At 61.8% G+C, this 12,233-nt stretch carries 8 protein-coding genes; 2 read left to right on the forward strand and 6 right to left on the reverse strand.

Features of this window, described 5'->3' with window-relative positions; all coding sequences use genetic code 11:
• Both U1A53_RS24390 and plsY read right to left on the reverse strand, forming a co-directional pair.
• On the reverse strand, positions 1 to 1,002 hold the full coding sequence (locus U1A53_RS24390; RefSeq protein ID WP_322284491.1) for an NAD(P)H-dependent glycerol-3-phosphate dehydrogenase: 1,002 nt from the start codon (positions 1,000 to 1,002) through the stop codon (positions 1 to 3).
• Positions 999 to 1,649 (reverse strand): glycerol-3-phosphate 1-O-acyltransferase PlsY, encoded by a 651-nt coding sequence (gene plsY, locus U1A53_RS24395; protein WP_322284492.1) that lies wholly within the window; start codon positions 1,647 to 1,649, stop codon positions 999 to 1,001. The genes U1A53_RS24390 and plsY overlap by 4 nt, the downstream gene beginning before the upstream one ends.
• Positions 1,650 to 1,886: 237 nt before the next feature.
• On the opposite strand from plsY, the gene U1A53_RS24400 reads away from it, so the two are divergent.
• A complete protein-coding gene (locus U1A53_RS24400) occupies positions 1,887 to 2,711 on the forward strand; it encodes an MBL fold metallo-hydrolase (RefSeq protein WP_322284494.1) in 825 nt (274 codons plus the stop codon).
• 15 nt (positions 2,712 to 2,726) lie between these two features.
• Positions 2,727 to 3,611 carry an NAD(P)-dependent oxidoreductase gene (locus U1A53_RS24405; protein WP_322284495.1) on the forward strand — a complete coding sequence of 295 codons (885 nt, stop codon included), beginning with the start codon at positions 2,727 to 2,729 and terminating at the stop codon, positions 3,609 to 3,611.
• A gap of 257 nt (positions 3,612 to 3,868) precedes the next feature.
• Here U1A53_RS24405 and U1A53_RS24410 read toward each other — a convergent pair whose 3' ends face one another.
• From U1A53_RS24410 to U1A53_RS24425, 4 genes are all read right to left on the reverse strand, one after another.
• Complete coding sequence (locus U1A53_RS24410; protein WP_322284496.1) at positions 3,869 to 6,592, reverse strand: carboxypeptidase regulatory-like domain-containing protein; 2,724 nt, start codon at positions 6,590 to 6,592, stop codon at positions 3,869 to 3,871.
• Complete coding sequence (locus U1A53_RS24415) at positions 6,589 to 9,336, reverse strand: hypothetical protein (protein ID WP_322284497.1); 2,748 nt, start codon at positions 9,334 to 9,336, stop codon at positions 6,589 to 6,591. Before U1A53_RS24415 ends, U1A53_RS24410 begins: the two co-directional genes overlap by 4 nt.
• Before the next feature lie 114 nt (positions 9,337 to 9,450).
• Positions 9,451 to 10,854, reverse strand: coding sequence for a DUF1501 domain-containing protein (locus U1A53_RS24420; RefSeq protein WP_322284498.1), 1,404 nt, complete (start codon positions 10,852 to 10,854; stop codon positions 9,451 to 9,453).
• Entirely contained in the window at positions 10,851 to 12,233 is a 1,383-nt protein-coding gene (locus U1A53_RS24425) for a hypothetical protein (protein WP_322284499.1), read from the reverse strand. The genes U1A53_RS24420 and U1A53_RS24425 overlap by 4 nt, the downstream gene beginning before the upstream one ends.

Raw genomic sequence — 12,233 nt, forward strand, 5'->3', positions numbered from 1 at the left:
TCAATCCGCCTCTGGTCGCGGATCGCGGGAAAGCAGAGCACGCATGCCGTCCTTGGGAGACTTGCCTTGATGCAGGATGGCGTAGATCTCGTCGAGCAGCGGTGTGCGCACACCGCGTGCTTTGGCGGCACGATGCAGGCTGGCGGTGTTCGGCACGCCTTCGGCGACCATGCGGGTGCTGGCGATGATGTCATCAAGCGCCTTGCCCTGGCCAAGCATGAGGCCAACGCGGTGATTGCGGCTGTGCTCGGAGTAGCACGTCGCCATCAAATCGCCAACGCCGCTTAGACCGTAGCAGGTTTCGATCCTGCCGCCTTCAGCGACACCGAGACGCACCATTTCGGCGAGTGCGCGAGTGACGAGCGCGGCGATGGCGTTGTCGCCGAGTTTCAAACCGAGCGCCATGCCGGCAGCGATGGCATAGGGATTCTTCATCGCCCCGGCCCATTCGGCTCCGATGATGTCATCGGTGGTGTAGGTGCGGAAAAATGGCAGGGTGAAGCAGGACTGCACTGCCTTGGCAATATCATCGTCGGCACATGCCACGACAGCGGCGGTGGCGAGCTTGTTGGCGACTTCCTCGGCATGATTGGGGCCGGTTAACACGGCCAATGGAATGCTAGGGAGCGATTCGCCGATCATCTCGCTCATGCGGCGGCCAGTTTCGAGTTCGATGCCTTTGGCACAGGAGACCAGCACACGCGCTTTAGAGGCCGCGCTGCTTTGCGCGACGAGTTCCGCCGTACTGCGCATCGCCTTGGACGGCACGACGAAGACGAGCATGCCGGCAGGCTGCAATGCCGCGAGATCGGACGTGACCACGATGTTGTCCGGCAGCACCAAGTCCGGCAGATAGCGCTCGTTGCGACGTGTCGCGCGAATCTGAGCCATCAATTCGGCATCGCGCCCCCAGAACTGCACCTGGAGGCCGCGCAATGACAGCAGGATAGCAAGTGCGGTGCCCCAGCTTCCGGCACCGATGACTGTGGCGGATTGAATCATGATTGCGGCGTCTTTTTCGTGAAGGCCTTGCTCTCCGTGCCTGCGAGCAGGCGCTGGATGTTCGAACGATGCCGGATGAAGGCCAGAACCATCACCACGAGGCCAAAGCTGAGCAGCACGTAATCCCAACGGCCTTCACGCCACATTTGAATGGCCATCGCCGTGGGAACGCCGATCGCCGCGGCCAGCGAACCGAGCGAGACATAACGAAACGCGAAGAGAAACGTGAGAAAGCCGACCCAGCCACCGATCATCCCGGCCAGTGAGATGCCGAGCAACACACCGCCCGTGGTGGCGATGCCCTTGCCGCCTTTGAAGCCCAGCCAGAAGGTGAACATGTGGCCCAGCACGGCGGCGAAACCTGCCAGCACTTTGCCCAAGGAGACCATTTCGACCGAAGCACCTGCGTGCGCGATCCAGCCCGCCGCCAGCCAGACCGGCAGCCAGCCCTTGAACATGTCGAGAAGGAAGACCGGAATGCCGATCCCCTTCCCCAGCACGCGGATCGCATTCGTGGCGCCGATGTTGCCGCTGCCGTGCAGGCGAATGTCGATGCCTTTCAATTTCCCGGCGAGGTATCCAAACGGGATGGAGCCGCAAAGATAGCCGCAGGCAATGCTGACGAGAGTGGCGGTGGTTGTGGTCATGGCGGTGGGCAGGCTCCTAGTAGCCGAATTCGGAGTGATCTGGCAAGCATTTCGTCCTGCTGGCTGGATTCAGTCCACAGGCGACCCGATGTCTCATCTTCAAATGACGCACGGTTTCGGCGGCGGTGGCGGCCTGGATCACGATGAGATCGTCCGGCCGGGCAGGATGCCTCCCCCAATCACCATGTTGCATATAAAATCTTGCCTTCGTCGCCATAACGCCTTGAATCGCCGCGCATGTCGATTCCCCTCGAAGATCTTTTCAATGATGTCATCGCCAAGGCCCAGCGTGGACTCGGCCTGAGCGACTCACGGCTTGCCGCCCAGTCCGGGCTCTCCGTGGATGAAATCCTGGACGCAAGAGCCGGCAAAGCGGATTACGCACAACTGCTCAAGCTGGCCCCGCATCTCAAGCTGCATGGCCCCTCGCTTGTGACAATGTCACACAATGCCTGGCGTCCTGTGGAAGTGAACCTGACCGGCCTGGCGCAATTCAACACACCTTGGAATGACATGACGGTGAACTCCTACCTTGTGTGGGATGTTGAGACGAAAAACGCCGCCGCCTTCGACACCGGGGCCAATGCCGGCCCGATGATCGAGTTCATCCAAAAGAACCATCTCAACCTCAGCCTGATCTTTCTCACGCACACGCACCCCGATCATATCATGGATCTGGCAAAACTGTCCGTGAACGGTGCCGTCACGACCTTCGTCAACGAGCGGGAATCCTGCGACGGTGGCAAAACATTCCGCATCGAGGACACCGAATCCTGGCAGACCGGTGCTCTTAAAATCGAACCCCGCAGCACTTGGGGACACACGAAAGGCGGCATCACCTACATCGTGAGCGGTCTCGAACGCCCGGTTGCAATCGTGGGTGACGCCCTGTTTGCGTCCAGCATGGGCGGAGGCCTGGTTTCATATGCTGACGCGCTCGCCACGAACCGCCAAGAGATCTTCACCCTGCCCGACAATACCGTGATCTGCCCCGGCCACGGGCCCATGACGAGCGTCGGCGAGGAAAAAGCGCGCAATCCGTTTTATCCCGAGTTCAAATAACCAACCATCTCAATCATGTCCCAAACCGTTGCATTCGTCGGAGTCGGCAAAATGGGGGCCAACATGGCCCGTCGTCTTAAAGATTGTGGCTACAGCGTCACCGCTGTGCTCGATGTGAACACCCAGGCCGCCGCCGATCTGGCCGCCGAACTCGGCTGCAAGGCCTGCACAAAGCTGGCCGATGTCACCGCAGCCGCCGATGTCATTTTTACCGTCGTGACAAACGATGCCTCGATGCGTGGCATCTTTTTTGGCGGCGGTGACAGCCTGCTCACCAATGCGAAGGGCAAGATCTTCATCAACTGCGCCACGCTTTCGCCCGCGATCCATCGCGAAGTCTATGCCGCCGCTGAAAAAGCCGGTGCGCACAGTCTCGAAGCCTGCATGGCCTCCAGCATCAGCCATGCGCGTGAAGGCAAGCTCTACCTCATGCTCGCCGGTGATGAAGCCATTTACAAACAGGTGCAGCCGATGATCGAGCAGATGAGCGTGAACCGCCGCTTCATCGGCGGCCCGGGACGTGCCGCGGAAGTGAAGGCGCTGGTGAACATGGTCATGAACATCAATACCGCCGGTCTCGCCGAAGGCTTGGGTCTCGCCGCCGCGCTTGGACATGATTTGAGCATGATCCGCGAAGTCTTCAGCCAGACCGGGGCCAATTCACGCGTGCTGGAGACCGATGGCGGCGACATGGTGGCCCGCGAGCACGACTGCTGGTTCTCCGCCGAACACGCCGCCAAGGACAGCGGCATCGCCGCCGATGTCGCGAAGACCGTGGGTCTGAATCTGCCGCTCAACGACGCCACGAAGTCCCAATACGACAAGATGGTCGTGCTCGGCCTTGGTGGTCTCGACAAATCCGGCATCGCTGAGCTGACGTTCAAGGGACGGCACGCCTGATCCCGAAGGGATCAAAGATGGTAGCCGGGGGTAAGTATGCGCAGCAGACGCCACCCCCGGACAACCAGATGCCACTCACATTCCCAAGGAGGCATGCCGGAGGTATGCAAGAGGTGTCCGACGGCTCCTCGTTGACGCCGGATTGGCGCATGCCTCTCGCATACCTCCGGCATGCGCCCTTGAAAGAATGTGATGGAACTTGCATTCCAGGGGTCATGCGACCCCTGGCTAATTTCTCTGATCCCTTCGGGATCGACTCACCTCGCTCCACTGAGTTTCAGCACTTCCAGCTTCTTGCCAATCTTGTGGCGTTGCAACTCACGGCCGCCGGTGGTGGCTTTGATGATGAAGGTCTGGCCGATGGCGGCGGGAATCATCGCCTCCTCGCCGGATTGCAGCGAGCGCACGAATTGCTCGTTCTCCGCTCCGGGCGCGATGCCAAAGATGCGCACCGCACCGGTGTGATTGTTGGTAACAACGACTTCAGCTGGATCACCCAGGTTGGGCGGCGGTTTGACCGCTGTGGCGGATGCAGGCAACGGTTTAGGCGGCGGCAGGCCGGGGTTCTGCGGAGCCAGCGTCGTCGAAGGCATCGCGGACGAAGGCGCGGGTGTCAGCGGAGCCACGGCGGGCAAAGTACGCATCGGAGCGGTTGCCGAGGCCGGGAACGTTGAGACCGGGCGTTGCGCGGTGAAAGGGGGTTCATTGATCGAGATGGGTGTCATCGCGTTCATGGGCCGTTGGGGATCCTTGGCGGCTCCGCAGTCGAATTGATCGAGCAATTCCTCACGACGCGGCTCCAGCGGCAGGTCGCAGTAGGTTTTGAGCGCACACTCCTGGCGCACAAGGTTATCAATCTCCGGCGTGCTGAACGAGGCGGGGTCAAACGGGGCGGTGCGCTGGTGGTCGAGCGTGTCAAACTCAGTCGCCATCCTTTCACGCTGCTGCAATTTGGTGTTCAGGCTGGCCTGGGCGGTTCCAGCACTGGCGGCAAACTGATTTTGCAGATTCACGATCTGCGCGGCCATCTGCGCATCCTGATTTTGAATCAGCACCATCTGCTGCCGGATCTGCTGAATCTCCACCTGATGCTGCTGTATCTCGGCCATGATGGCCAGGCCACCAGCGCCGGGCTGCATGCCAGGTTGCATGGTCGGGCTCTGTTGCATCGGCTGCCGGGCGGCCTGCATGTTTACCTGGTCCTGCGCCATGCAGGCGGTGATCTGCTGCAGGCGTGCGTTCAGCGGCGCGATCTGCGCGGCGTTCATCTGCCGCTGCTGCATGAAACCGGCGGCCTGCACGCGGAACTGCTGGTCAAACTGGTTCACCGTGGCCTGCAGCGTCTGGATGTCCGCGTCGAGCACCGCCACGTCTTTGCTAATCACCGTCTGGCGCTCCGCCATGCGCGCCACCTCGGCGTTTCGTTTCTCGGTGACCTCGGCCATCAGTTTGTTGCGCGCCGCGTCCTCGGCGGTTTTGAGCTTGCCGTATTCCACGGCCACATGATCGCGGGCCTTCGCGCACTCGGCCTGCAGATCGCCTTTGAGCGCGGAGAGCAGCTCGCTTTCCAGCAGCACAGCTTCGCCCGCGGCGATTTGATCCTTCCACGGACCTTTGAACAGACCCAAGGCGATGCCGCACACATGCGCGGTATCTTTTGCGGCGGGAGTCGGGGCACGGGTGGCATAGTGGTTCTGCATCAACGAGCGAATCTCCCGCAACGCCTGCGTCGGCTGATGCAGGCAAAGATTCATCCATAGGCGTGCTTCGCAGGCGCGATCCCACACGGAGTCGTCGGCTTTCTTGCCGATGGCGGCGGCGAGGCTTTGCTGCGCGGCGGCATGATCCCCGGCGCTGAGGCGGCAGAGCGCCTGGGCATAGTTCAGGCTGCAATCCAACGGCCCGGCCTTCACAGCACGCTGCCAGGCACGGTCACACGCGGCCTTCGCCTGCGCTGAAGTGCCCCAGCCGTCGTTCAGCATCGCGCGCACGTAGCCGTGCAGCAGTTCGTTGCAGGGCTGGAGTTCAAAGATGACCTCGCCGTCTTTGTCGCACTTCACGATGAGCGTTCCGGTGAACGGCTCGCACTCCGGCGCGTCGATGGCGACGGTGTAATCCCCTTCCCCGAGCATTTTGGCAAGGTATTCACCCTTCGCATCGGTCACGAAGGGTTGGCCGGCCGGAGTGGGCAGATTGCCCGTGGGTTGGAGGATGAGTTTGGCGTTAGCCACCGGCAGACGCGCGTCATTGGCCGGGTCTTTGCCGCTGCTGATGCGTTTCACCACGAGGATCGCGAGATCGCAGCGGTCACGCTTGGGCGGTGTTTTGCTCAGCAGGAAGTCATGAACGTATTCGAGCGTGTTCTTCGGCACGGTGAAGCCGCGACCAGCATCTTCCGTCGCAAATCCGGCGGCGCTGACGCGATACGCGTAATCGGCGGGCGACAGATTCTTGATCTCGTAGTAACCGCCGGGCGAGTTCGCCATCGCAGTCGCCACCACCGTGCCGCCTTGCCCGGACAGCAGCTCAATCTTCGCGCCGGGAATCGGGCCGAGGTTCTCTCCCTTCTCATCCTGGCCGTAAACGCGGCCATGCACGGCCGGCTGCACCACATTTGACTGCGCGGGGCCGCTGCCAGGCTTTGGCTCACGCGTGAGAAGGAAATCATGCACGAACTCGCGCGTGTCCTGCGGCATGGCGAAGCCGCGCTGCTCATCCTCATCACGAAATCCAGCGGCGGCGACCTTGTAGCGATACGCGCCCGGTGTGAGCGTGGCGATCTGGTAGTAACCGTGGTTGTTCGTCGTCACCGTCGCCGCAGCGCCGCCCGTCTCGCTTTTCAGTTCGATCCGCGCCCCGGCGACGGGACCGAGGTTTTCACCTTTCACGTCCTGGCCGTAAACACGGCCGTGTACACCGCCATCGGCGGCATGGAGCGATGTGAAGCACAAAAGAATGAAAAGGGGCAGGAGCGTTTTCATGGCGTGTTGTCAGGGACGAGGCGAACTCCGATCACACCGACGCCGTCCGTTAAATCGGTGGTGGTAAGCGAAATCATGTAGGTGAGCGTGACGTACATCGTGCCAGTGCCTGCCTGCGCGGTGTAGGCGGGGAAATTGAAGGCGGGAACCGCTGGCGGCACGAAGGTAAAGGACGCGCCATTCACCGGATCGAGCGGGTAACCCACTAGGTTGTTGGCCCCCAGGCGGTCGGAGCGCAACGGCATGTCCACGAGCAACAGTGGCTGCGTTTTGGTCAGCGGAGCAGGCGGCAGTTGTGTGGTGGTTTCCAGGCTGAAAAACGGCTGAAACCCAGGCAAAATCGCCGTTCCGGCGAGATTGCGCCGCAGCGCGCCACTGCTGAGTTCCGCGCGCGTCAGCACCTGGCCCGTGGTGCCCGCCGCCGAGCCGCCGACGAAAGCCACATGCGCGATGGCGCGCAGCCCGTTTGCCCCGGCGGGAGGCCACGGTACAAACCCCTCGAAACGTATCGTGATCGTCTCCGCTCCATTTCCCGTGGGGCGCCCCGCTGTGCTCCACGCGGGCAGCGTGACCGCACCCGGAATGTTCTCATGACTCGCGAAAAGAAGACCGAAATGACTGCCATGCTCGGCAGTGAGGCTCCACGCATTGCGGCTCACCAGCGGATCGGCCAGCGGCATCGCCGACCAGTTCAAAAAAGGCGGCGTCACCACCGGAGTGACCTGAAAACTCGGCGCGGGAGCGCTGGCAAGGATCGGTGGCGGCCGCAAAACACCGCCACGGCGCAGGCTCACCGCAGCAGTCGGCGTGCCCGCCGGGAACAACGGCAGCAACGAGCCGTTTGCCGCCGTCAGCACATTGCCCGTGGGTCCGAGCGCTGTGACACGCGGCTGGACGTAAAGATAAAGCGCCTCCGCTGAACCGGGCGCGAGCAGCGCGGCCACCGCCGCACGGTTGATCGGCGGCATCACGACACTCGTGGAGCCGGGAAAACCACCAATCCTTGTCGCCATCGGCGTGATCAGCACCGGCGCGGGCTTGTGCGGCAGCACCGCGAACAAATCGACACGCCAGGAGGTAATCTGCGATGTATTGCCCCCCACGGCCCAGTTCACCGTCACCACATCGCCATCACACACGATCGGTGTCGTGGGTGCGATGCGCACGCCGCTGATGAGCGGCGCGGCAGGCGGTGGCAGCGGGAACAGCAACTGCGCCAGCGTATTGAGCAGCGGCAGCAATCCACCACCTCCCGGCGGCGGCAACCCTCCCGGCAAAATGGTGCGGTCCGGTGGCAGCAGCGGCGGCGGTGGCAGAGGCGGCACACCCGGCCCGGTGACCAGCGGCGGCAGTTTGGGTGGCTCTGGTGGCAAAGGCGTGACCGCAGGCGTTCCGGCAGTTTTCATGCCGGATGTCCACACCGGAATCTCCGTTGCGGTGGCCGTCGAGCGCACCAGATCACCCGCTTCATCGAAATGCGCCGCAGGCGTCAGCCACAGCACGGGCAGCGTCTTCTGATCGTCCGGCTGCTTCTCACTGTCATACACTGGCTGGCCGTCGGCCTCAATCAGCACCCGCTGAAGCTGCGCACGATCGGGAATCTTGTTTGTCGGTGCGCCGCTGCCGATGACCCCGACTCCGGGCGTGCCCAGTGATTCTTTGGTCAGCGGATTCAGCGCGAGTTCAAAACCGGCCAGTTCAAACATCTGTGGCTTTGCTTCATCGGCCAAAGGAGCGGATTCAGACGAGAGCAGAAACTTCCGCGACCCGGCCTGAAGGTACACCGGATTCCGCGTGCCCTGCTGCGGCCCGCTGCCGCCGGTGAGCGTGATGCGCAGGCTTTCCACCATCGTGCCTGCGACAGGAGTGGTTTGAAATTTCTCATCCGACTCCTCATGCCAGGGCGTCGCTCCCACGACACGTCCGCTCAAGGCGCGCACCAGCGCGTGCTCCGTCTTCAGCACCGCCTTCTCATCCTCGCTCAGCGTGGTCTTGTTCACCTTCGCCTCATACTCCGGCAGCATTTTCATGAGACTTTCGCGGCTGGCGGCCAGCTTCTCCTGCGCGCGCGCATCGACGAGGCCGTTCGCGGCGAAAAGTTTGCCATTCACCTCGATGCGGTAGCCCGCCAGCACCCAGTCCGTGCGGCCCTGCGAGGCAAAACCGATGCTCTGTAGATCACCGCACTTCACCCCGGTCAAAAGCTGCTGCGAGGTGCGCAACGCATCGCTCCCGGCATCGCCGGCCTTCGCCGAAAACTCAAACGTCGCCATCTGTCCCGGCTGAATCGCCGTCATCATGCCTTCAAGCGATGACTTGTGCGGAAACGCCGCGAACGACGGCTCCCGCTTCACTCCGCCAAGCGGATAGAGCCGCAGCGGGAAACCAAGACCCAGATGCACATCCACCGGTTCGCTCAACGCCGCGCCCTCCGTGCCCACCCCGAGCGTGATCTTGATGGAATCCACCACTTCGGCTGGCGGCAGCGATCCCATTTCAAACGGCGTGCGTGGCAGACCCTCGTGTTTCACCGGCGCCTCCACCTCCTCGCCCGCAGCAGCGGCAGTGGTCGGCGACTGCGACGAAGGTGATGTCACCTTGGCTAGCAACGAGGGATCGACCTTCGTCAGATACAACGCTCCTGCACCCACGGCACCTCCCAGCACGAGTCCGATGAAGATATTCCCCCAACGTGATGGTGGCTTGGCAGAAAATGCAGAGTCATCAGGGGAACCGTCGCGCATGGCAATTTCAAGGTTTGAGTCCACCAGCATCCACGCAGATCAGCCCGCGTTGAATCAGGCAGATATTACCTCCCCGCCTCGCAGGACCGCAATCCCAATCTTAGGCCAGATTCGTTACGCCAAAATCCCTTTCGCCACCTCACCACTCACATTCGTCAGGCGGAAATTCCTGCCGCCGTAGTTGTAGGTGAGCTTGGTGTGATCGAGGCCGAGCAGATGCAGCATGGTCGCGTGCCAGTCGTGGATGTGCATGGGGTTCAGCGCGGCTTTGTAGCCGGTTTCATCGGTGGCACCGTAAGTGATGCCGCCTTTCACGCCGCCACCCGCCATCCAGATGGAGTAGCCTTTGTGATTGTGATCGCGACCGTCCTCGCTTTGCGCATACGGCGTGCGGCCGAACTCGCCGGCCCAGACGACGAGCGTGTCCTTCAACATGCCGCGTGCTTTCAAATCGGTGAGCAGCGCCGCGATGGGCTGATCCGTGGCCGCGCAATTCGTGGCGAGGAGTTCGCGCAGGCGATTGTGGTGGTCCCAGTTGCCCGGCGAGGCGATTTCGATGAAACGCACGCCCGCTTCGGCCATGCGCCGTGCCAGCAGGCACTGCCGCGCGAACTGATCTTTTCCCTGGCCGATGCCGTAGAGTTTCAGGATGTGCTCCGGCTCGCTACGCAGGTCGAGCACGTTGGGAACTTCGCTCTGCATGCGAAACGCGAGTTCAAAGGACTGGATGGCACCTTCGATCTCAGGATGAAAGCCATCGCGATCCAGCTTCCGCTCGTTCAAACCGCGAATGAGGTCGATCTGCGCGCGCTGAAGGTCGCGTGGCACGTTTTTGTTGTCGATGTTCTTCATCGGCGGTCCGGGAGCCACGTCCTTCTTCAACAAGGCTGCATACAGCTCCGGCAACTGACTGCCGCCGAGTTTCGTGCCCTGGCAGATCGCGGGCAAAAACGCGCTGCCGTAGTTTTGAGCGCCACCATTGTCCGCCGGTGGATTCAGTGTGATGAAGCCCGGCAGATTCTCATTCTCAGTGCCGAGGCCATACAGCGTCCACGCACCAATCGAAGGCCGCACGAACTGAAAACTGCCCGTGTGCATCTGCCCGAAAGCCTGCGCGTGATTCGGCAAGTCGGTGTGCATTGAGTTGATGATGCACAGGTCGTCCGCATGCTTCGCCAGCTTCGGATACAGCGTCGTCATCCACTGTCCCGACTTCCCATATTGCGCAAACGGATGCACCGGCCCAAACAGCTTCGCGCCTGATGAATCACGGCCCAAACTCGCCGTCTTGCCATTTCGGGCGATCAACTCCGGCTTGTAATCAAAGAGGTCCACATGCGACGGCCCGCCGCGCATCGTCAGAAAGATCACCCGCTTCGCCCGGGGTGCAAAATGCGGTTCTTTGGCGGCCAGACCGCCCTTGGCTGCGGCCTGTTGGGCCAAGGCTGAAAAAGCGAGCCAGCCTATTCCCGACGACATCGTCGTCAGCATTTCGCGTCGTGAATGGATCGTATTCATGGTTTGAGTCCTGCGGGTTTTAGCTTGGGATCATCCAGGTCCAGCCGATAGAGGATCTGGTTATAGTCGTAACGCGGCGTGGGATGCGCGTGCTTGGCAAACTCCTTGGTGTAGGTGCCTTCAAAAAAGAGTACCGGCGAGCCGTCAGGAGTGAACTCGGGATGAATGCGCGGGTTGTAGAAGGTGTAGTTGTCATGCGTGAGGATCTTCACGGCAGGCCCCCATGGACCTGTGGGCGCATCAGTCTCGGCATACCAGAGCTCACCGAAGACTGAGGGCTTGCCGAAGTTCTCCATGAATACGGTGACCCAGCGTTTGCGGAAGGCATTCCAGGCAATCGATCCAGTGTGAGGTTTGACCGTGCCGCCATCTGCCGATGCGAGCGTCGTCTGCGGCTTCAGCGCTTCCCAGGTGTTCGAGTCCTGCCATGCTTCAAAGGTGGCGGGGCAGCGCAGCGTCGGCAGCGGATTGCCAAACAGCACCCATTCTTTGCCTTGTTCGTCTTTCCACAGCGCGGGGTGACCTTCCGGCATCGGCGGCTGTTTTGGAGCGGCGGCGGATTTCGTCCAAAGCACGCGCAGCAGGTCAAAGCGGCTCGTGTCGTCATTCCACACACACAGGCCGGACTCATAGGCATCCAGGGGCGGCTTGATCTTCACATAGGAGCCGACGAGTCGCGACGTGCCGTTTTTATCGGGCAAGCTGACATAAGCGGTGACCCATGTCGGACCGCTGCCGGGCATCTTGGCCACGCCACGCACCTTGCCCTTGTCGTCGGTGAAGTAGTCGAGCTTCAAACGCAGCGGCGGCTCCAGCGAGGCGAGCGGCTGCATCGCCGTGGTGGCGCTGCTCATGTCGAAGATGCCGAGTGGATAGCAAGGCATCTGGGTATCGCCCCAGGCCCAGAACAAGCGGCCGCGATGCACGGCGTTTTGCACGCTGTCGGAGCCGTGAATGCCCGAGTCCTTCCAGTCCAGCTCGCTGCCGAGTTTCTGGCTTTCTGCAAACAATCCCGCGCCGGTCAGGCGGCCGATGCGGCGTGCGATGTTCGTGCGCGTCACCTCCACACGCAGCGTTTTGCCAGGTTCCGGAGTCAAACGCACGCCGCGCATGCCAAAACCATCCTTCGGCACCTCGTAGCCGTGGCCGATGACATCAAACCATGTCAAACTCCCCATCAGCTCCGGCGCGTCGAAGGCGATGACGCCTGCGTTGTCGGTGATGAAACGCAAATGATGTGTCGTGCGCAGCTCGATGAGCGGCACGGGCCACCCGCTGCCTTTCTCCACCACCTCGATGCGGCAGAGAGACGGTGAATCCGCGGCTGCAATGAACGAGGTCAGCAGCAGGCAGGTGAAAATGGAAAGGCGTGAACTCAT

It is taken from the genome of Prosthecobacter sp., from assembly GCF_034366625.1.
In the GTDB taxonomy this organism is placed as follows: domain Bacteria; phylum Verrucomicrobiota; class Verrucomicrobiia; order Verrucomicrobiales; family Verrucomicrobiaceae; genus Prosthecobacter.